General features: G+C 66.4%; 16 protein-coding genes and 2 tRNA genes. 8 read left to right on the top strand and 10 right to left on the bottom strand.

The features are described from left to right. On the top strand, positions 1–414 hold a 414-nt coding region (locus G3N64_RS02830), incomplete at its 5' end, for an NAD(P)H-hydrate dehydratase (RefSeq protein ID WP_205782249.1). A 111-nt stretch (positions 415–525) separates the two neighbouring features. Next, complete coding sequence (gene pgi, locus G3N64_RS02835; protein ID WP_205782250.1) at positions 526–2,148, top strand: glucose-6-phosphate isomerase; 1,623 nt, start codon at positions 526–528, stop codon at positions 2,146–2,148. A 68-nt stretch (positions 2,149–2,216) separates the two neighbouring features. On the opposite strand, the gene G3N64_RS02840 is transcribed toward pgi, so the two are convergent. Further along, positions 2,217–2,930: an ABC transporter ATP-binding protein gene (locus G3N64_RS02840; protein ID WP_205782251.1), complete on the bottom strand. Its 714-nt coding sequence runs from the start codon at positions 2,928–2,930 to the stop codon at positions 2,217–2,219. Here G3N64_RS02840 and G3N64_RS02845 point away from each other — a divergent pair. After that, positions 2,929–3,603: an arylesterase gene (locus tag G3N64_RS02845; protein ID WP_205782252.1), complete on the top strand. Its 675-nt coding sequence runs from the start codon at positions 2,929–2,931 to the stop codon at positions 3,601–3,603. The two genes, G3N64_RS02840 and G3N64_RS02845, sit on opposite strands and share 2 nt — an antisense overlap. Positions 3,604–3,674: 71 nt before the next feature. On the opposite strand, the gene G3N64_RS02850 is transcribed toward G3N64_RS02845, so the two are convergent. From G3N64_RS02850 to tig, 7 genes are all read right to left on the bottom strand, one after another. After that, positions 3,675–5,609 (bottom strand): SurA N-terminal domain-containing protein, encoded by a 1,935-nt coding sequence (locus tag G3N64_RS02850; RefSeq protein WP_205782253.1) that lies wholly within the window; start codon positions 5,607–5,609, stop codon positions 3,675–3,677. Between the two features lie 147 nt (positions 5,610–5,756). Further along, positions 5,757–5,833 (bottom strand) — tRNA-Asp (locus tag G3N64_RS02855). A gap of 23 nt (positions 5,834–5,856) precedes the next feature. Further along, a tRNA-Val gene (locus G3N64_RS02860) sits at positions 5,857–5,932 on the bottom strand. Positions 5,933–6,135: 203 nt separating this feature from the next. Further along, positions 6,136–8,559, bottom strand: a complete 2,424-nt coding sequence (gene lon / locus G3N64_RS02865) for an endopeptidase La (RefSeq protein WP_011352361.1) — start codon at positions 8,557–8,559, stop codon at positions 6,136–6,138. A gap of 197 nt (positions 8,560–8,756) precedes the next feature. After that, a complete protein-coding gene (gene clpX / locus G3N64_RS02870; RefSeq protein WP_006489345.1) occupies positions 8,757–10,028 on the bottom strand; it encodes an ATP-dependent Clp protease ATP-binding subunit ClpX in 1,272 nt (423 codons plus the stop codon). Positions 10,029–10,193: 165 nt separating this feature from the next. Next, a complete protein-coding gene (clpP, locus tag G3N64_RS02875; RefSeq protein WP_010092137.1) occupies positions 10,194–10,847 on the bottom strand; it encodes an ATP-dependent Clp endopeptidase proteolytic subunit ClpP in 654 nt (217 codons plus the stop codon). A 140-nt stretch (positions 10,848–10,987) separates the two neighbouring features. Further along, positions 10,988–12,334 (bottom strand): trigger factor, encoded by a 1,347-nt coding sequence (gene tig, locus G3N64_RS02880; protein ID WP_205782254.1) that lies wholly within the window; start codon positions 12,332–12,334, stop codon positions 10,988–10,990. Between the two features lie 388 nt (positions 12,335–12,722). Here tig and G3N64_RS02885 point away from each other — a divergent pair, with 388 nt between their 5' ends. Together G3N64_RS02885 and G3N64_RS02890 are read left to right on the top strand one after the other, a co-directional pair. Then, positions 12,723–13,868 carry a glycerate kinase gene (locus tag G3N64_RS02885; protein WP_205782255.1) on the top strand — a complete coding sequence of 382 codons (1,146 nt, stop codon included), beginning with the start codon at positions 12,723–12,725 and terminating at the stop codon, positions 13,866–13,868. Between the two features lie 62 nt (positions 13,869–13,930). Further along, positions 13,931–14,380, top strand: a complete 450-nt coding sequence (locus G3N64_RS02890) for a MarR family transcriptional regulator (RefSeq protein ID WP_039367176.1) — start codon at positions 13,931–13,933, stop codon at positions 14,378–14,380. Between the two features lie 170 nt (positions 14,381–14,550). Here G3N64_RS02890 and G3N64_RS02895 read toward each other — a convergent pair whose 3' ends face one another. Together G3N64_RS02895 and G3N64_RS02900 are read right to left on the bottom strand one after the other, a co-directional pair. Further along, complete coding sequence (locus tag G3N64_RS02895; RefSeq protein WP_205782256.1) at positions 14,551–15,549, bottom strand: 2-dehydropantoate 2-reductase; 999 nt, start codon at positions 15,547–15,549, stop codon at positions 14,551–14,553. Positions 15,550–15,648: 99 nt separating this feature from the next. Beyond that, entirely contained in the window at positions 15,649–16,794 is a 1,146-nt protein-coding gene (locus G3N64_RS02900) for a helix-turn-helix transcriptional regulator (protein ID WP_205782257.1), read from the bottom strand. A gap of 302 nt (positions 16,795–17,096) precedes the next feature. Between G3N64_RS02900 and G3N64_RS02905 the strand changes: the two genes are divergently transcribed. Genes G3N64_RS02905 through G3N64_RS02915 form a run of 3 tightly spaced genes read left to right on the top strand, consistent with a single transcriptional unit; the run spans position 17,097 to position 20,499 of the window. Next, complete coding sequence (locus G3N64_RS02905; protein ID WP_205782258.1) at positions 17,097–18,143, top strand: porin; 1,047 nt, start codon at positions 17,097–17,099, stop codon at positions 18,141–18,143. A 21-nt stretch (positions 18,144–18,164) separates the two neighbouring features. Beyond that, positions 18,165–19,373, top strand: coding sequence for an MFS transporter (locus tag G3N64_RS02910; protein WP_205782259.1), 1,209 nt, complete (start codon positions 18,165–18,167; stop codon positions 19,371–19,373). Between the two features lie 16 nt (positions 19,374–19,389). Beyond that, positions 19,390–20,499 carry a class II histone deacetylase gene (locus tag G3N64_RS02915; RefSeq protein ID WP_205782260.1) on the top strand — a complete coding sequence of 370 codons (1,110 nt, stop codon included), beginning with the start codon at positions 19,390–19,392 and terminating at the stop codon, positions 20,497–20,499. The last annotated feature ends 10 nt before the right edge of the window (positions 20,500–20,509 follow it).

Raw genomic sequence — 20,509 nt, forward strand, 5'->3', positions numbered from 1 at the left:
CATCCGCTCGAGGCCGCGCGGCTGCTCGGCAGCGACACGGCGACGGTCCAGCGCGACCGCGTCGAGGCCGCGCAGGCGCTCGCCTCGCGCTACTCGGCCATCGTCGTGCTGAAAGGTTCGGGTACGGTGATTGCGGCGCCCGACGGCCGCGTGACGATCAATCCGACCGGCAACGCAGCGCTCGCCACCGGCGGCACCGGCGACGTGCTCGGCGGCCTGATCGGCGCGCTGCTCGCGCAGCGCGTCGCGCCGTACGAAGCGGCGCTCGCGGGCGTCTACCTGCACGGCCTCGCGGCCGACACGCTGACCGCGAACGGTACCGGCCCGGCCGGGCTCACCGCGGGCGAGCTCGCGCCGATGGTGCGCACACTGATCAATCGCCTTTTTTACACGTCGCCGCGCGCCGACATATAACGCCGCTATACTGACTGCCCCGCCGCACGGCGGGCCCTCTCGTCCGCCGGCCTTCCGATCCCGATGAGCCGGCGCGGCATTCCTCCCGATTCACGCTTCACTCGAACTGCCATGACGCTGAATTCGCTCCCCGCCTGGACTGCCCTTCAATCCCACTTCGAACAGATCCGTCACGCCCGGCTGCGCGACTGGTTCGCACCGGAAAACGACCACGCGCCGACCCGTGCAGAACGCTTCACGATTCCGGGCGGCGGTCTCGCGGCCGATTTTTCGAAGAACCGCATCAACGACGACACGCTGCGCCTGCTCGTGCAGCTCGCGCGCGACGCGGGCGTCGAAGCCCGCCGCGACGCGATGTTCGCGGGCGAGATCGTCAATCCGACCGAAGGCCGTGCCGCGCTGCACACCGCACTGCGCGCGCCCGATCCGCACGCGCCGTTCCATGCACAGGTCAGCGCCGAGCGCGCGAAGATGGCAACCTTCGCGCGCGCCGTGCGCGGCGGCACGTGGACGGGCTACACCGGCAAGCGCATCCGCCACGTGATCAACATCGGCATCGGCGGCTCCGATCTCGGGCCGAAGATGGTCGTGCATGCGCTGCATCACGTCGCGACACCTGAGATCGCCACGCACTTCGTGTCGAACGTCGACGGCGCCGATCTCGCGCGCGTGCTCGAACAGGTCGATCCCGAGGAAACGCTCGCGATCATCGTGTCGAAGACCTTCACGACGCTCGAGACGATGACGAACGCACGCTCGCTACGCGACTGGTTCGTCGCGCGCGGCTGCCCCGAGGACGCACTTGCGAAGCACTTCGTCGGCGTATCGGCGAACCCCGCCGAAGTCGTGAAGTTCGGCATCGCCGCGGACAACGTGTTCGAAATGTGGGACTGGGTCGGCGGCCGCTATTCGCTGTGGTCGGCGGTCGGGCTGTCGATCATGATCGCGATCGGTCCCGAGCAGTTCGACGAATTGCTGGCCGGCGCGAACGACATGGACCGCCATTTCCGCGAAGCGCCGCTCGAGCGCAACCTGCCCGTGCTGCTCGGCCTGATCGGCATCTGGTACCGGAATTTCTTCGGTTCGCAGAGCTATCTCGTCGCGCCGTATTCGGAAGCGCTGCACTACCTGCCGTCGTACCTGCAGCAGCTCGAAATGGAGAGCAACGGCAAATCCGCGCGCCTGGACGGCACCTTCGTCGACTACCCGACGTCGGCCGTCACGTGGGGCGAGCCGGGCACCAACGGCCAGCACGCGTTCTTCCAGATGCTGCACCAGGGGCCGACGATCGTGCCGATCGACTTCATCGCGGTGCTGACGCCCGAGCATCCGCTCGCGAGCCATCATCCGAAGCTGCTGGCGAACTGCTTCGCGCAGAGCGAGGCACTGATGCTCGGCCGCACGCTCGACGAAGCGCGCAAGGTCGCGGGGCCGGGCAAGGAAGCGCTCGCGCCGCACCTGACGTTCCCGGGCAACCGCCCGACGACAACGCTGCTCGTCGATGCACTGACGCCGCGCACGCTCGGTGCGCTGATCGCGCTGTACGAACACAAGGTGCTCGTGCAGGCAACGGTGTGGGACATCAATCCGTTCGACCAGTGGGGCGTGGAGCTCGGCAAGATTCTCGGCAAGGTGGTGGAAGCCGACCTGTCGGCCGAGTCGGTCGATCCGGCGAAGCACGACTCGTCGACCACCGCGCTGATCGAGCGCGCCCGCGCGGCGCTGAAGCGTTGAAGCGCTGACGCAGCGGCGTCATGCCGATGCCGGCCGCTCGGCGCACACTGCGCGGCCGGCAAAAAAATTCAGACTTTGCGTTGCGCCGCGTGCGGCTCGACGATGCGCCCGGCGTCGAGCGTCACCGTCGTCGCGCAGCGGCGTGCGAGTTCGGCATCGTGCGTGACGAGCACGAGCGTGGCACCGTGCGAGCGGTTCAGTTCGAACATCAGGTCGATGACCGCATGGCCCGTGGCCGCATCGAGGCTGCCGGTCGGCTCGTCGGCGAACAGGATCGCCGGACGCGTGACGAATGCGCGCGCAAGCGCGACGCGCTGCTGCTCGCCCCCGGACAACAGCTTCGGATAATGGGCGGTGCGTTCGCCGAGACCGACCTGCACGAGCAGCGCCCGGGCGCGATCGGCTGCGTCGCGCGCGCTGATGCCGCCCTGCAGCTCGAGCGGCAGCATCACGTTCTCGAGCGCCGTCAGGTGCGGCATCAACTGGAACGACTGGAACACGAACCCGACTGCGCCGTTGCGCAGCGCCGCGCGCGCATCCTCGTCGAGCTGGTCGAGCGCGCGACCGAGCAGGCGAACCGTGCCGCTCGTCGCGCTGTCCAACCCCGCAAGCAGGCCGAGCAGCGTCGATTTACCCGACCCCGACGCGCCGACGATCGCGAGGCTGCTGCCCGGCCGCACGGCAAGCGTGATGCCGTCGAGGATCGTCAGCTCGCCCGTTGCATCGGCGACCCGCTTGCACACGTCATGGACTTCGATGATCGGATCGGTAATCTTGAACATGGACACGACATTTCGCTGGAAAAGACGCGCGGCGGTCGCCGCGCTGCTGGGCACCCTGCTGGCTGCCACCGTGCCGGCACGCGCCGCACCGACGCCGGCCGCGACATCGGGCCAGCCCGTGATCGTCGTGCTCGGCGACAGCCTGTCGGCCGAATACGGGCTGCCGCGCGACACCGGCTGGGTGGCATTGCTGCGGCAACGGCTCACGACCGAGCGAATCGATTATAGCGTCGCGAACGCCAGCGTCAGCGGCGACACCACGAGCGGCGGCCGCGCGCGGCTGCCCGCGGTGCTGCAGCGGCTCAAGCCGTCGATCGTCGTCGTCGAGCTCGGTTCGAACGATGCGCTGCGCGGCGTGCCGCTCGCGACGACCGAGCAGAACCTGCGCGACATCATCGCCGGCGCGCGACAGGCTCGGGCGAAGGTCGTGCTGGTCGGCATGTATGTGCCACCAAACTACGGCCCCGACTACACGCAGAAGTTCCACGCCGTCTATACGCGGCTGTCGAAGGATCTCGGCGTGCCGCTCGTGCCGTTCCTGCTGGCCGGCATCGAGAACAAGCCCGAGATGTTCCAGGCCGACCAGATGCATCCTGCGCAGCAGGCGCAGGGCATTCTGCTCGACAACGTCTGGCCGGCGCTGAAACCGCTGCTCGGCAGGCCGCGCAGTTGACGACGCAGCCTCGCCCCAAAGCAAAAAGCCCCGCACGAAGCGGGGCTTTTTGCTTTGGGGCAAAACGACGCTCAGTTGCCGCCGTCCTGCGACTGGCTGGCCGTCGAGCCGTACAGCTTCACCTTCGAACGATCGCGCAGCGCGGCGAGATACGCTTCGCCTTCGCTCTGCGCGTCGACCTGCGCCATCTGCTGCTGCGCGGCCGCCAGTTGCTGCGGATCGACCGCCGAACCCGGGATCACCGCATTCACGCGGTAGATCGCATAGCCGTCCGCGCCGAGATCGACCCCGACGTAGGCCGGCAGCGTCTTCGCGTCGACCTTGTAGACGGCGCTCAGCGCAGCCGGCGTCAGGCCCTGCGACTGCGTGCGCGATACCTTCTGCGCAACCGCGAACCCGTCGGCCGACTTCGACTTCTGCAGTTCGGCGAGCTTCGCTGCACCGTCCTTTTTCGCGAGTTCCGCGGCCTGCTCGGCGACGACCTTCTGGCGCACGACGTCCTTGATCGCGTCGAGCGCGGGCACGGCCGCCGGCTTGTAGTCGGTCACGCGCGCCGAGATCAGCGTGTTGTTGCCGACATCGATCGCCTGCGTATTGTTCTGGCTCTTCACCGAGTCGTTGGCAAACACGGCAGCCAGGAACTTCGGATTGTTCAGCGGGCTCGTCGGCGGCAGTTGCGGATTCGGCGTCGGCGTGACGGTGGCCGTCTGGATCGTCAGCTTGTACTTGTCCGCCGCCGGCTGCAGCGTCTTCGCCTTTTCGTAGACAGTGGACGTGAAGCCTTCCGCGTTGTCCGTGAACGCCTTCGATGCGTACTGCTGCTTCAGGTCGACTGCGATCTGGTCCTTCACTTCCGCGAACGGCTTCATGGCCGCCGGCTTCACTTCGGTCGCCTTCAGGATGTGAAAGCCCAGATCCGACTGCACGACACCACTCACGTCGCCCTGCTTGAGCGCGAACGCGGCATCGTCGAACGCCTTGCCGCCCGCCGTCGAGCCGCGCGTGATGAAGCCGAGGTCGCCGCCCTTCGCGGCCGACGGTGCGTCCTGCGAGTCCTTCTGCGCGAACTGCGCGAACTGGTCCGGATGCGCCTTCACGTCGGCCAGCAGCTGCTCGGCCTTCGTCTTCGCTGCAGCCTTGTCGGCTGCGCTTGCGCTGCCCGCCGCGGCGATGAAGATGTGGCTCACGCGCACCTGCGCGTCGGTGCGGAAGTGCGTCGGGTTGTCATCGTAGAACTTCTTGACGTCCGCATCGGTCGGCTGCGCGCTCGCGGCCGCTGCGGCCGGCGAATAGACGAGGTACTGGATCGTCGCGGTCTCCGGCGTCGCGAAGCTCTGCTTGTGCGCGTCGTAGTACGCGGTGAGCTGCGCGTCGGTCGGCTGGACCTTCGCTGCGAAGTCGCTCGTCTTCAGCACGAGCGCCTGCACTTCGCGCTGCTGTGCGGCGAGTTCGGACAGACGTTGCGCGAGGCTCTTCGGCGTGAACGCGCTCGACACGATGCTGGCCGGAATCTGCTGCAGCGCGAGGCTGTAGCGCACGCGCTCCTGGTACTGCTCGGGCGTCATCCCCTGGAACGACAGCAGCTGCGCATAGCGCTCGACGTCGATCGTACCGTCGGGCTTCTTCAGCGACGCGATCATCGGGTCGCTCATCAGCGCGTCGCGCACGGCGTTGTCGGATGCGGTCAGGTGCAGACGCTGGGTTTCGTCTGCCAGCACGCGTTGCTGGATCAGGCCGTCGAGCACCTGCTTGCGGTGCTCGGGCGTATCGAACATCTTGATGTCGAATTGCCCGCCGAGCGCCTGACGCGCCTGGTCGATCTGCTGGCGGAACGCGCCGTCGAATTCGACCCGCGTGATCTTGTGCCCGTTGATTGCCGCGACGTTCGCGCTATCGTCGAAGAAGCCGCGGAAGCCTTGGATCCCGACGAAACCCAGCCCCGGCAACACGATCAGGAGCAGGAGCGCCATCATCAGGCGCTGGTGATTACGGAAGAAATCGAGCATGCGTGACGGGAAAATTGGACAAAACGACCGATATTACAACATACGGGGTGGGACGGGAGAAAAGCAGTCGTGCTGCGGGCGAGTACGACGCGGCAAACAGGCGCACAAAACGAAAATGCCCGCACAAGGCGGGCACTTTCGTTTGCTTGGCGGAGCGGACGGGACTCGAACCCGCGACCCCCGGCGTGACAGGCCGGTATTCTAACCGACTGAACTACCGCTCCTTGGTCTGGCTGAATCAGGAAACTGGTGGGTGCTGAGGGGTTCGAACCCCCGACCTACGCCTTGTAAGGGCGCCGCTCTACCAGCTGAGCTAAGCACCCGTTTCCGATTCATTCTGGCTGCGATCTGCGTTTCGGCATCAACAACCAGCGAGCCCGCAAGTTTAATTCATCCCCGATCATTTTGCAAAGCCCTGATGTGAATTTTTTAGCACTCGCGCGCACGATTCCGATACGCATAAAAAAACCCGCGGCCACGCCGCGGGTTTCGTGAACAACCGTCAGGACGGACGGCGTCCTGATGCTTAGTGCTTGACGAATTCCGTCGAGCCGGCATCCTTCGCCGCATCGGCGACCGGTGCCGCCGCCTTCGCCTCTTCTTCCGGCGGCAACGGGGTCGGCGAACGCTCGAGCGCGAGTTCCAGCACCTTGTCGATCCAGCGGACCGGCACGATCTCGATCGCGTTCTTCACGTTGTCCGGAATCTCGGCGAGATCCTTCACGTTCTCTTCCGGGATCAGCACAAGCTTGATGCCACCGCGATGCGCTGCAAGCAGCTTCTCCTTCAGGCCACCGATCGGCAAAACTTCACCACGCAGCGTGATTTCACCCGTCATCGCGACATCGGCACGCACCGGGATACCCGTCAGCACCGACACCAGCGCGGTCGTCATCGCACCGCCGGCGGACGGACCGTCCTTCGGCGTCGCGCCTTCCGGCACGTGGATGTGGATGTCCTGCTTCTCGAATGCTTCGTCCTTGATACCCAGACGACGCGAACGCGAGCGCACGACCGAACGTGCCGCCTCGACCGACTCCTTCATCACGTCGCCGAGCGAACCGGTACGGATCACGTTGCCCTTGCCCGGCATCACCGCGGCTTCGATCGTCAGCAGGTCGCCGCCGACTTCCGTCCACGCGAGGCCCGTCACCTGACCGACCTGGTTTTCCTTCGCCGCGAGGCCGAAGTCGTACTTGCGCACGCCAAGGAAGGTATCGAGGTTCTCGCCGTCGACCTTGATCGCGCCCGACGCCTTCTTCAGCAGCAGCATCTTCACGACCTTGCGGCAGATCTTCGACACTTCCCGCTCGAGCGAACGCACACCGGCTTCACGCGTGTAGTAGCGGATGATGTCGCGGATCGCCTGCTCGGTGACTTCGATCTCGCCTTCCTTCAGCCCGTTGTTCTTCTTCTGCTTCGGCAACAGGTAACGCTGGGCAATGCTGACCTTCTCGTCTTCCGTGTAACCCGACAGGCGGATCACTTCCATCCGGTCGAGCAGCGGCGGCGGGATGTTCAGCGAGTTCGACGTCGCGACGAACATCACGTCCGACAGATCGAAGTCGACTTCGATGTAGTGGTCGGCGAACGTGTGGTTCTGTTCCGGATCGAGCACTTCGAGCAGCGCCGACGACGGATCGCCGCGGAAATCCATGCCCATCTTGTCGACTTCGTCGAGCAGGAAGAGCGGATTGCGCACGCCGACCTTCGTGAGGCTCTGCAGGATCTTGCCCGGCATCGAACCGATGTACGTACGGCGGTGGCCGCGGATCTCGGCTTCGTCACGCACGCCGCCGAGCGCCATGCGGACGAACTTGCGGTTCGTCGCACGGGCGATCGACTGGCCGAGCGAGGTCTTGCCGACGCCCGGGGGCCCGACGAGGCACAGGATCGGCGCCTTGACCTTGTCGACGCGCTGTTGCACCGCGAGATACTCGAGGATGCGCTCCTTCACCTTCTCGAGGCCGAAGTGATCCTCGTCGAGCACCTGCTCGGCGTTCGACAGGTCGTTGTTGACCTTGCTCTTCTTGCGCCACGGCAGGCCGATCAGCGTGTCGATGTAGTTGCGCACGACGGTGGCTTCCGCCGACATCGGCGACATCAGCTTCAGCTTCTTCAGCTCGGCGTCGGCCTTCTTCTTCGCTTCCTTCGGCATGCGCGCGGCGTTGATGCGCTTCTCGAGCTCCTCGAGATCGGCACCCTCTTCACCTTCGCCCAGTTCCTTCTGGATCGCCTTGACCTGTTCGTTCAGGTAGTACTCGCGCTGGCTCTTTTCCATCTGGCGCTTCACGCGCCCGCGGATGCGCTTTTCGACCTGCAGGATGTCGATCTCGGCCTCGAGTTGCGCGAGCAGGTGCTCGAGACGCTCGATGACCGGGAACATCTCGAGGATGTGCTGCTTCTGGTCGAGCTTCAGCGGCAGGCGCTCGGCGATCATGTCGGCGAGGCGGCCTGCTTCGTCGATGCCCGACAGCGACGTGAGGATCTCCGGCGGGATCTTCTTGTTCAGCTTCACGTACTGGTCGAACTGCGACACGATCGCGCGGCGCAGCGCTTCCGTTTCAGCGCTGTCGGCGTGATCGGGCTCGAGCGGCATCACTTCGCAGGAGAATTGCGTCTCCTGCTCTTCGATCGACAACGCCTTCGCGCGCTGCAGGCCCTCGACGAGCACCTTCACGGTGCCGTCCGGCAGCTTCAGCATCTGCAGGATGTTGGCGATACAACCGACCTCGTACATGTCCTTTTCGGTCGGTTCGTCCTTGGCCGCGGTTTTCTGGGCGACGAGCATGATGTGCTTGCCGCCTTCCATCGCTGCTTCGAGGGCCTTGATCGATTTCGGCCGGCCCACGAAGAGCGGAATTACCATGTGCGGGAAAACGACGACATCCCGCAGCGGCAGCAGCGGGAGCGTGATGCGTTCCGGCGGAAGAAGTTGGGTGCCTGACATTTCATTTCCCCATGAGTGGAATCAATTGTTCGGTAATTGAGGCCGCCACAACGAATTGCAAGCCTTCAAGTGCGGGAAATATTCGGTAAGAAAGTAACCACCGCGTGTCGAGTCAGAGTTACCCACAAGATAAACGAAAAAAAGCCGCCCACGGTCTCATGAACGGCCTTTTTCGCAGAACATCGTCGGCAAGCCGGTCAGTTCGAACCCGCCACCTTCGGCGTGTCCTCGTAGATCAGCAAAGGCTTGCCGTCGCCATCGATGACGTTCTCGTCGATGATGACTTTGCTGACCCCTTTCATCGTCGGCAGCTCGTACATCACGTCGAGCAGCGCCTGTTCGATGATCGAACGCAAACCGCGCGCACCAGTCTTGCGGCGGATCGCCTTGCGGGCGACTGCCTGCAGTGCGCCCGGCCGGATCTCCAGCTCGACGCGTTCCATCGCGAACAGCTTGTGATACTGCTTGACGAGCGCGTTCTTCGGCTCGACCAGGATCTTCATCAGCGCGGCTTCATCGAGCTTGCCGAGCGTCGCGACCACCGGCAGGCGGCCGATCAATTCGGGGATCAGACCGAATTTAATCAGGTCTTCCGGTTCCGTTTCGCGCAGCACTTCGCCCGCGTCACGTTCCTGCTTGCTCTTGACCGTTGCGCCAAAGCCGATGCCGGTTTTCTCGGTACGATCGGTGATCACCTTTTCGAGGCCATCGAATGCACCGCCGCAGATGAACAGGATGTTGGTCGTGTCGACCTGGATGAAATCCTGGTTCGGGTGCTTGCGGCCGCCTTGCGGCGGCACCGACGCCATCGTGCCCTCGACGAGCTTCAGCAGCGCCTGCTGGACACCCTCGCCCGACACGTCGCGCGTGATCGACGGGTTGTCCGACTTGCGGCTGATCTTGTCGATTTCGTCGATGTAGACGATCCCGCGCTGGGCCTTGTCGACCTCGTAGTTGCAGTTCTGCAACAGCTTCTGGATGATGTTCTCGACGTCCTCGCCGACGTAGCCGGCTTCGGTCAGCGTCGTCGCATCGGCGATCACGAACGGCACGTTGAGCAACCGCGCGAGCGTCTGCGCGAGCAGCGTCTTGCCGGAGCCCGTCGGGCCGATCAGCAGGATGTTGCTCTTCGACAGCTCGACGTCGTCCTTCTTGTCGAGATGCTTCAGGCGCTTGTAGTGGTTGTACACGGCCACCGCGAGGATCTTCTTCGCGCGCTCCTGGCCGATCACGTACTGATCGAGGATGTCGCGAATTTCCTGCGGGCTCGGTAGATCCGACCGGGACAGGCTGGCCTCGACGCCGGCGGCAGCCGCCTCGTCGCGAATGATTTCGTTGCAGAGGTCGATGCATTCATCACAGATGAACACCGACGGGCCCGCGATGAGTTTTTTCACCTCATGCTGGCTTTTTCCGCAAAACGAGCAATACAACAGCTTCTCGCTGTTCGAACCTTTTTTGTCCGCCATGAATGTAGAGCCTCCGGACAGGTAAATGACATGATACGCCGAATGCTCCGAGCGCCGCGCCTAGGGCGCGACCGGATCCGGCTGGATGCGCTTGCCGCAGATGCTCAGGGCGTTCGGGACGTCGCAGGGGGTGCCGCACGAATCGGGGCGGCACCCCACTTAAGCTCACGGGCGCTTCAGCAGCACCTGATCGATCAGCCCGTACGCCTTCGCATCCTCGCTCGACATGAAGTTATCACGGTCGGTGTCGCGCGCGATGCGCTCGACGTCCTGACCCGTGTGCTGCGCGAGCAACTGGTTCAGCCGCTCCTTCAGGTAGAGGATTTCGCGTGCCTGGATCTCGATGTCGGATGCCTGGCCGCGTGCGCCGCCGAGCGGCTGGTGAATCATCACGCGCGAGTTCGGCAGCGCGAAACGCTTGCCCTTCGCACCCGACGCCAGCAGGAACGCACCCATGCTGGCCGCGAGGCCCATGCACAGCGTCGACACGTCCGGCTTGATGAACTGCATCGTGTCGTAGATCGCCATACCGGCCGATACCGACCCGCCCGGGCTGTTGATGTACAGGCTGATGTCCTTGTCGGGATTCTCGCTCTCGAGGAACAGCAACTGCGCGACCACGAGGTTGGCGGTCTGGTCGTTCACTTCGCCGACCATGAACACCAGGCGCTCCTTCAGGAGACGCGAATAGATATCGTACGAACGCTCGCCGCGGCCGCTCGTTTCGACGACGATCGGCACCAGCCCCAGCGCTTGCGCCTCGAAACCCTGCGGCGCGTTCGAAGCAAGCATGTCCAGCAATTCAGCGCGAGTGATCATTCAATGAACCTTGTTCGAATGGAAAATTGAACGGAAGGAAGCCGCCCGCTCAATCGCCATATTAATGGTAACCGTGCGCTTGACGTAAAAACGGCGTGCGGGCCGTCGCTCCGACAGCCGGCACGCCGCTAGAGCAACACTTACGCTTGCGCCGATGCGCTCGCGAGTGCTTCGAAGCTCACTTCCTTGTCCGTCACCTTTGCCTTGCCCAGCACGAAATCGACGACGTTGCTTTCAACGACGAACGCTTCCATCTCGGCGAGGCGCTGCTGGTTCGAATAATACCAGCGGACCACTTCCTTCGGGTCTTCGTAGCTCTTCGCGAACTCGTCGACTTCCGCGCGGATCTGTTCCGGCTTCGCTTCCAGGTTGTTCGACTTCACCAGCTCGGCCAGCACGAGGCCCAGCTTCACGCGACGCTCTGCCTGCTCGGCGAACATCTCGGCCGGGATCGGTGCGTCCTTCGCGTTCGGCACGCCGCGCTGCGCCAGATCCTGGCGAGCCATTTCGACGAGGCGTTGCTGGTCCTGCTCGATCAGCGCCTTCGGCACGTCGAGTTCGGAAATCTTCAGCAGCGCGTCCATCACCTGGTTCTTGACGATCGACTGCGTGCGGCGCTTCGCTTCACGCTCGAGGTTTTCCTTGATCTCGCCGCGCATCTTCGTGAGATCGCCGTCTTCGATGCCGAGCGACTTCGCGAATTCGCCGTCGATTTCCGGCAGGTGCGGCCACTCGATCTTCTTCATCGTGACCGTGAACTGGGCCGTCTTGCCGGCCACGTCCTTGCCGTGGTAGTCGTCCGGGAACTTCAGGTCGAACGTGCGTGCCTCGCCGACCTTCAGGCCCAGCGCCGCGGTTTCGAATTCCGGCAGCATGCGGCCTTCGCCGAGCACGAACGGGAAGTCTTCAGCCGTGCCGCCCTGGAACGCGACGTCGTCGATCTTGCCGACGAAGTCGACCGTCACGCGGTCGCCGTTCTTCGCTGCGGTGTCCGCGCCGCCGTCGCCGTGCTCGCCGGCTTCGCCACGTGCGTGGAAGTGCACGCGCTGCTTGCGCAGGATGTCCAGCGTGCGGTCGATTTCGGCGTCGCCGATCGACGTCGTCGAACGCTCGACTTCAGCCGTCGCCAGGTCGCCAATCTTCACTTCCGGGTAGACCTCGAACGTCGCGTCGAACGCATATGCATCTTCAGCCTGCTCCTGCTTCGGCTCGAAGCTCGGCTGGCCAGCGACGCGCAGGTTTTCCGCGCGGCTGATCGTGAAGAATTCCTGGCCGATCTTGTCGCTCAGCACTTCCGCTTCGACCTGGCCCGCGTATTGTTGCGCGACCATCTTCACCGGCACCTTGCCCGGGCGGAAACCCGGCATGCGCACGGTCTTCGCGAGTTTCTGGATACGGGTGTCGATTTCCTTCTGCACGGTGTCTTTCGGCAGGGAAATCGTCACGCGGCGTTCAAGCTTGCCGAGGTTCTCAACAACGTTAGCCATGGCTTCAATCGTCCTAAAATTATTCGAGCGAATCGGGTTTTCCTTGCCGTGCCTGCCTGCGGCGTGATGTGCGTCACATCCACTCGCCGCGCCGGAGCGCCACGCCATCCCTGCACGCGCCGGATGGCTAGCGCAAGCGGCTCGGAGCACGGCTTTGGCCGGAAGAATCGACTATTCTAGCAAACAATTTTCCTCACACCGCCAGATTGGCGCGACGCACACGCGTCTGCGCCGCGTCGGCAACCCTTTGCACGGCAATGCGCGCGGATCGCCGCTATGCCGCACGCCGTATCCACCACGGGCCCGCCATCCTGTAAGCTCCGATTCAGGGGGCGCCGTCGCTGCGGCCCCAGCATTCTTCACACCAATCACGCCTTCCGGAGACACCATGCCGCAACACCCGTCCGCGCCTGTCGTCGTCATCGCGCCCGATTCGTTCAAAGGCTCGCTTTCCGCCGAGCAGGTCGCGGATGCGATCGCCACCGGCATCCGCCGCGCCCGGCCCGACGCCGTCGTGCGCCGCTGCCCGATGGCCGACGGCGGCGAAGGCACGCTCGACGCGATGCTGGCAGGCGGCGGCACGCGGCGCGCGCTGAGGGTGGCCGGCGCGTCGCTCGCGGCACGCGACGCGGCGGTCGGCGTGATCGACGCGCGCACCGCGATCGTCGAGACGGCCGAGATCGTCGGCATTACGGATCCGGTCGGCATGAGCGTGCCGGTCGACGCGCGCAGCACGCGCGGGATGGGCGAGGCGATCCGCACGCTGCTCGACGAAGGTGTACGCCGCTTCTTCGTCGCGCTCGGCGGCAGCAGCACCAACGACGCGGGCGCCGGGCTGCTCGCGGGCCTCGGCCTGCAGTGCTTCGACGCGGGCGGCCAGCCGGTCGAACCGGTGCCGTCGCGGCTCGCCGACATCGCGCGCATCGATGCGTCGGGGCTCGACCCGCGCCTGAAGGAAGCCGAATTCATCGGCATGTCCGACGTCGACAACCCGCTGACGGGCGCGCACGGTGCAACCGCCGTATTCGGCCCGCAAAAGGGCGTGACGCCCGAGTTGGTTGCGACCCTCGACGCCGCCCTCGCCCGCTTCGCCGATCTGCTCGAAACCGCGCTCGACCGGCGCAGTCGCGACCTGCCCGGCGCCGGCGCCGCGGGCGGCCTCGGTTTCGCGCTGCACATGCTCGGTGCGCAGTTCGAAGCAGGCGCCGAAGTGGTCGCGCGGCAGGTCGGGCTCGACGCGGCGCTCGCCGGCGCCGACTGGCTGATCACCGGCGAAGGCCGCTCCGACGTACAGACGCTGCACGGCAAAGCGCCGTTCATCGCGTGCCGCCACGCGCAGGCCGCCGGCGTGCCCGCGTCGCTGCTGTCCGGCGCGGTCGACCCGGCCGCGCTGCCGCGCCTGTCCGAACATTTTTCCGGCTGCTTCTCGCCGGCTCCCGGGCCGATCACCCTCGACGTCGCGATCCGCGCCGCGGCCAATCTGCTCGCGAACGAAGCGGAACAGTTGACACGCCTGAAGTACGGCGCACACTGACCGTTGACCCGAGCGCGCGATACAGGAACAATCGGGCCCGCCCTTTTTCTTCAGGATTCGACATGAAAGGCCGTCAAGCCGGGCTCGATCAGTTTCTGACCTATCGCCTCCACGCGCTCACGAAGCGATCCGACCGCGGAATCGGCGAGGTGTACCGGCACAAGCTCGACATCTCGCTGCCCGAGGCGCGCGTGATCGCCGCCGTCGGCGCCTTCGGCCCGTTCTCGATCATGGATCTCGCGCGCCACACCAATCTCGACAAGAGCCAGGCGAGCCGGGCGGCCGAGGCGCTGCTGCGCCAGGGGCTGCTCGAGCGCAGTGCGAGCGAGGAGGACGGCCGGATCGTGCTGATCGCGCTCACCGCCGACGGCCGCGCGCTGCATCGCAAGATCATGCCGATCGTGCGCAAGTGGAACGACGGTTTGCTCGCGTGCCTGTCCGACAGCGAACGCCAGACGTTCGAGCGGCTGCTCGACAAGGTCGTCGCGCACGCGACCGAGCGGGACGACTGAGTGGCAACACGAGCACAGCGCCCACCGTATTGATCCGATGAATTCGACGGGCCGCCACGGTCGCCTCACCCGCGACGCGGGCGGCCCGCTTTGCGTCATGTGCGGCGCACTGCAAGCGGATTACAGCCCCCCGCCTCCCTAGCGTTGCGCATGCAGCCGCCCAGCACGCGTTACAGCCCGCTGTTCGTCGCGCGCTGCCGGAGCAGCCCGAGCACCGCGTCGCAATACGGGGTCGGCACGCCGAGCTTGCGCCCGAGTTCGGGAAACACGCCGAGGATCGGCCCGATTTCGAGCGCGCGCCCCGCTTCGAAATCCTGCAGCATCGACGTCTTGAACGCGCCGAGCTTGCGCGTGACCGCGATCCGCTCGGGCCCGCTCATCCCCGTCGACAGGCCGAGCTTCGCGCCGATCGCGGCCGCCTCCTCCATCATGCGCAGCGCGAGATCCTGCGTGAACGGATCGTCGAGCAACTGCTCGGCCGTCGACCCTGTCAGCGCGCTCAGCGGATTCATGTTCATGTTGCCCCACAGCTTCGTCCAGATCTCGGTCCGGATCGCGGGCGTCGACTCGACATCGAAACCGCCCGCCGCGAGCGCCGCGGCGAACCGGGCGGTGGCCGTGTCGAGCCGCGCATCGGGTGCGCCGACGATCAGCCGGTTGCCGCGCCCGCGGCGCACGATGCCTGGCGCGTCGGTACTCGACGACAGGTGCACGACGCACCCGATCGCCTGTGCGGGCGGCAATGCCGCCGACACTGCACCGGCTGGATCGACCGCGTCGAGCGGCACACCGTCGAGCGCGCCTTCGAGCCCGTGCGTGAACCACCACGGCAGCCCGTTCATCGCCGCGACGATCACGGTATCCGGCCCAACCAGCGGCGCAATGTGCGCGGCCAGCGCCGGCAGTGCCTGGGCCTTCAGCGCGATCACCACGTAGTCCTGCACGCCGAGCGCGGCCGCATCGTCGCTCGCTCGCACCGGAACCGACGATGTCGCGCCGGCCTCGTCGATCACGCGCACGCCGTGCGTGTTCAGCGCGTCGAGCGTCGCGCCGCGCGCATACGCGCTTACGGTCATGCCGGAGCGCGACAGCGCGGCCGCGAGCAACCCGCCGATCGCGCCGACCCCGACCACCGCCGCGCGCACCGACCCTGAATTCGTGTCGTTCATGATGGAATTCCGTCTCCTGGGAGCTGACGAGCATAACGCCCAATGGTTGCGGGCACAACCATTCACGCGATCGCGTGCAACGCGCGGCGTTCGTGCGATTCAGCGCGGTTCGCCACCGGCTTCCGCCGGCTCGTCGTCGGCCGCGCCGCCCGTCGCGCCGAGCACGCCGGCGATCTGGCTCTTGTCGTGCATGCCGAGCTTGCGGTACGCGCAGCGCAGGTAGTGACGCACGGTCGTCGGCGAAATCGCCATCTGTTGCGCGACTTCCTTGTGCGAGCGCCCGGCGCCGTAGTAGCGGATCGCCGCAAGCTCGCGCGGGCTCAGGCGGTCGAGCAGCGAGCGCGGCCGCGCCTCGATCTGGAACAGCCCCGCTACCGGCACACACTGGATCCGCAGCGCATCGCCGACGAACGGCTGGCCCGACTGGCGCCGCAGGTGCGCGACGAGCGGCTCCGGCACGCGCGCACCGGCCCATGCCGGCCATTCGGTGCGCAGCACGTCGTCGAACCCGTGATCGGCGTGGTGAAGCACGCCGAAGTTGTCGCACAGTGCGCGCACCGCCGGTGCGACTGTATCGCCGCGCTCGCGCGTGAGCTGCGCGGCGCGATTGATCGTCAGCGCCGCCGCGAGATGCGGAATCACTTCCTCGAATCGGTGTGCATCGTCGTCGCTGAACGGGCGATTCAGGCCCTGGCGGTAGATCGACATGAACGTCGTCAGGCCGAACCGGCGATCGAGCGTGCATACGCACATCAGCTGCGCGAGCCCGTACTTCACGCACCAGTCGCGAAACCGGGCATCGAGCCCCGGCTCGACGACCGACAGCCGCACCGCGTGGCCGTGCGCGCCGCGCAGCGTGCGGTGCGCGAGCGGGTCGCAATCGCGCACGCGCTTCCAGTCGCTGAAGAACGCGTGCGGCAGACGGTACAGAAAGCTGTTGTGCATCACCGGGCCGGTCGGCACGTGGGTCGCGACGCCTGTCCATGCGGCGTCGAACGGAATGAGCGCCTGCAGCAGCGAAAAGAAGCGGTATTCGAATTCGCCGATGCCGGACCGCGCGGCAACCGCGTACAGGTCGAGCAGCATCAGCCCGAGTTCGCGCTGCGATGCGTCGCCGCGCGCGACGCCGTCGAAATCGGCGCGCCGGGACGGCAGCGGCGGCCACGCGAAGTCGTCGAGCACGATGGCGGCCGGCACGTCGCGCAGCGCATCGAGATCCGGCCCGATATCCGTCGTGATCCTCACCTTCCGCTCCCCTGCCCGATCGGGCTGCTGATGTGCGCAACGACACCGGCCGATTATAGCGATCGGCTTTTTTGACGGGCCACGGTGCCGGAACGGCTGTCAGCCCCATCCATTTGAACGGTGCGCGGCACGTTGCTGCTCCGCAGCACGCCGCGCCACGGCAGCGCGCCGCATGCATGCCGCGCACCGCGGGTTTTCCACACCGTTCATCTGTACGACTGTTCGCCGGCTTTCCCGCTGCGGACACTGCGTCGCGACAACACCAACGACACATCGATGCAGGACGGTATGGAGAACCCCTCGTGACGAAACCCCGCTTCATCCGCACGGCCGCGGCCGTCGCGACACTTGCCGCGTGCAGTGCCGCCGCGCACGCGCAGTCGACCCTCACGCTGTACGGCGCGCTCGACGCCGGCGTGCAATACCTGACGCATGCCGACGCGCGCCACTCGGCCGTGCAGTTGCAGAACTACGGCATCCTGCCTTCGCAGATCGGGCTGAAGGGCCACGAGGATCTCGGCGGCGGCTGGCGTGCGCTGTTCAAGCTCGAACAGGGCCTCAACCTCAACGACGGCACCGCGACCGTGCCCGGCTACGCGTTCTTCCGCGGCGCGTACGTCGGCATCGCGGGGCCCGTCGGCACCGTCACGCTCGGCCGGCAGTTCAGCGTGCTGTTCGACAAGACGCTGTTCTACGACCCGCTCTGGTACGCGTCGTACAGCGGCCAGGGCGTCATCGTGCCGATGAACGCGAACTTCATCGATCACTCGGTCAAGTACCAGTCGCCGACGTTCGCCGGCTTCGATGTCGAGGCGCTTGCCGCGACGTCCGGCGTCGCCGGCAATACGCGCGCCGGACGCGTGCTCGAACTCGGCGGCCAGTACACGAGCAACGGGCTGTCGGTCAGCGCGGTGCTGCATCAGGCGCACGGCGACGTTTCGGCGGCCGACGACACGTCGGCGCGCCGCCGCGAACTCGGCACGCTCGCCGCGCGCTATGCGTTCGCCGCATTGCCGCTCACCGTCTACGCAGGCGTCGAACGCCTGACCGGCGACCTCGACGCGGCGCGCACGATCGTCTGGGGCGGCGCGCGCTACCAGATGTCGAGCGAGATCGGCGTGAACGCGGGCGTCTATCACACCGACTCGCGCACGCCGGCGATCGGCCACCCGACGCTGTTCATCGCGAGCACCACGTACGCGCTGTCGAAACGCACCGTCGCCTACGTGAACCTCGGCTACGCACGCAACAGCGGCCAGAGTTCGCAGACCGTCTACGAATACGACCCCACGCCGCTCGCCGGCGCATCGCAGTTCGGCGCGATGGTCGGCATGTACCACCTGTTCTGACTCCCCCAACGAGATCCCGCCATGAAAACCCTGTCCCCGGATGCCGCACTCCCGCCCGACGATCGCGCATCGACCTTCGCGCGCTCGACGCTCGTCGCGCTCGTCGTGTTCGCGGCCATCACGCCGCTGCTGCTCCTCGTGGCGCCCGCCGTCGCCGGCCAGCTCGCGACGCAGCTCGGGCTGTCCGCGTCGCAGATCGGCACCTACTTCTTCGTCGAACTCGGCGCGTTCAGCCTCGCGACCGTGCCGTCGTACCTGTGGCTCGGCCGGGTCGACGCGCGCCGCGTCGCCGCGTTCGCCATCGCGCTGTTCGGCACGGGCAACCTGCTGACCGCGCTGTGGATGCCGGGCTTCGCCGCGCTGCTCGCGCTGCGCGCCGTCACTGCGCTCGGCGGCGGTTCGCTGATGGTGCTCTGCATGACGAGCGCCGCGACGAGCGAGAACAGCGATCGCGTGTACGGCTTGTGGGTCGTCGGCCAGTTGATCGCGGGCGCGATCGGCCTATTCGTGCTGCCGCATGTGTTCGCTGTGTTCGGGCTGCGCGCGCTGTATGTCGCGCTTGCCGCGCTCGCACTGCTCGCGGCGCCGCTGTCGCGCGGCTTTTCTTCATCGCTGGGCGCACATACCGCGGCTGCACAACACGCGCGCGGCACGGCGGCGCAAACGCCGCAAAGTTTCGTCGTGCTCGCGATCGGCGCGGTGCTGACGTTCTATCTCGCGATCGGCAGCGTGTGGACGTTCGCCAGCCGTGCCGCGGCCGAAGCCGGGCTCGATCCGCAGTCGACCGGCAACGTACTCGCGATCGCGAGCGTGATGGGCATCGCCGGCGCGGCGCTCGCGTCGTGCGCGGGCGGCCGGCTCGCGCGGCGTGCGATGCTCGCGGCCGGTTACGCGCTGCTGGCGGCCTCGCTCGTCGCGCTCGCCGTCATGCGGCACGCCAGCGGCTACAGCGCGGCGATCTTCGCGTTCAAGTTCGCGTGGACGTTCGTGCTGCCGTTCATCCTCGCGACCGTCGCGCAGATCGACACGTCGGGCCGCCTCGTGGCCACGCTCAATTTCGTGATCGGCGCCGGCCTCGCGGCCGGCCCACTGCTCGCCGGGCTGATGCTCGACGCCGGCGGCACGATGCGCGTGCTGTTCGCGGCCGCGACGGCCGTCGCGATCGTGTCGTTCGCCGCGCTGCGCCACATCGATCGCCGCACGCGCCCCTCCGTTTCCTCCCAACCGTGACAGGTCACGCACATCCATGAATCGCACTGCCTTCTTCACCGACGAACGCACTTTCTGGCACACCGGCGGCACGCACGCGCTGTTCTTCCCCGTCGGCGGCTGGGTCCAGCCGCCGTCGAGCGCGGGCTACGCGGAATCGCCCGATTCGAAGCGCCGCTTCCTGTCGCTCGTGCAGGCCTCGGGCCTGGCCGCGCAGCTCGACCTGCGCGGCGCCGAGCCGGCCGCGACCACCGACCTGCTGCGCATTCATCCCGCGCACTATCTCGACGCGTTCCGCGCACTCAGCGATGCGAACGGCGGCGACCTCGGCGATCTCGCGCCGTTCGGCAAGGGCAGCTACGAGATCGCCGCGCTGTCGGCCGGCCTCGCGATCGCGGCCGTCGACACGGTCCTCGGCGAGCGCGCGGCGAATGCGTTCTCGCTGTCGAGGCCACCCGGCCATCACTGCCTGCGCGACCGCCCGATGGGCTTCTGCCTGCTGGCGAACATCCCGATCGCGATCGAGGCCGCCCGTGCGAAACACGGCATCGAGCGCGTGGCGGTGATCGACTGGGACGTGCATCACGGCAACGGCACGCAGTCGATCTACTACGACGATCCGGACACGCTCACGATCTCGCTGCACCAGGATCGCTGCTTCCCGCCCGGCTATAGCGGCGCAGACGATCGCGGCGAAGGCGCGGGCGTCGGCGCGAACCTGAACGTGCCGCTGCTCGCAGGCAGCGGCGACGATGCGTATTGCTACGCGTTCGAGCGGATCGTGCTGCCCGCGCTGGAGCGTTTCCGGCCCGAGCTGATCGTCGTCGCGAGCGGCCTCGACGCGAGCGCGGTCGATCCGCTCGCGCGCATGCAACTGCATACCGACAGCTACCGGTTCATGACGCATGCGGTGAAGGATGCCGCACAGCGTCATTGCAACGGGCGGCTCGTGATCGTTCACGAAGGCGGCTATTCGGAGGCGTACGTACCGTTCTGCGGGCTGGCGATCGTCGAGGCGCTGGCCGGTGTTCGCACCGACGTCGCCGATCCGATGCTCGACCTCGCGATCGCGCAGCAGCCGGGCGAGCGGTTCATCGCGTTCCAGCGCCGACTGCTCGACGAACTGGCCGCGTCATTCGGGTTGTAACGCTCGCCGG

Source organism: Burkholderia sp. Ac-20344, assembly GCF_017104975.1.
GTDB lineage: Bacteria > Pseudomonadota > Gammaproteobacteria > Burkholderiales > Burkholderiaceae > Burkholderia.

Coding starts and splice junctions, on each gene's coding strand:
- G3N64_RS02910 (WP_205782259.1), top strand. CDS start 18,165: ATGAAAACCCTGTCCCCGGATGCCGCACTCCCGCCCGACGATCGCGCA.
- pgi (WP_205782250.1), top strand. CDS start 526: ATGACGCTGAATTCGCTCCCCGCCTGGACTGCCCTTCAATCCCACTTC.
- G3N64_RS02885 (WP_205782255.1), top strand. CDS start 12,723: ATGCCGCAACACCCGTCCGCGCCTGTCGTCGTCATCGCGCCCGATTCG.
- clpP (WP_010092137.1), bottom strand. CDS start 10,847: ATGATCACTCGCGCTGAATTGCTGGACATGCTTGCTTCGAACGCGCCG.
- G3N64_RS02895 (WP_205782256.1), bottom strand. CDS start 15,549: ATGAACGACACGAATTCAGGGTCGGTGCGCGCGGCGGTGGTCGGGGTC.
- G3N64_RS02840 (WP_205782251.1), bottom strand. CDS start 2,930: ATGTTCAAGATTACCGATCCGATCATCGAAGTCCATGACGTGTGCAAG.
- G3N64_RS02915 (WP_205782260.1), top strand. CDS start 19,390: ATGAATCGCACTGCCTTCTTCACCGACGAACGCACTTTCTGGCACACC.
- clpX (WP_006489345.1), bottom strand. CDS start 10,028: ATGGCGGACAAAAAAGGTTCGAACAGCGAGAAGCTGTTGTATTGCTCG.
- tig (WP_205782254.1), bottom strand. CDS start 12,334: ATGGCTAACGTTGTTGAGAACCTCGGCAAGCTTGAACGCCGCGTGACG.
- G3N64_RS02890 (WP_039367176.1), top strand. CDS start 13,931: ATGAAAGGCCGTCAAGCCGGGCTCGATCAGTTTCTGACCTATCGCCTC.
- G3N64_RS02845 (WP_205782252.1), top strand. CDS start 2,929: ATGGACACGACATTTCGCTGGAAAAGACGCGCGGCGGTCGCCGCGCTG.
- lon (WP_011352361.1), bottom strand. CDS start 8,559: ATGTCAGGCACCCAACTTCTTCCGCCGGAACGCATCACGCTCCCGCTG.
- G3N64_RS02850 (WP_205782253.1), bottom strand. CDS start 5,609: ATGCTCGATTTCTTCCGTAATCACCAGCGCCTGATGATGGCGCTCCTG.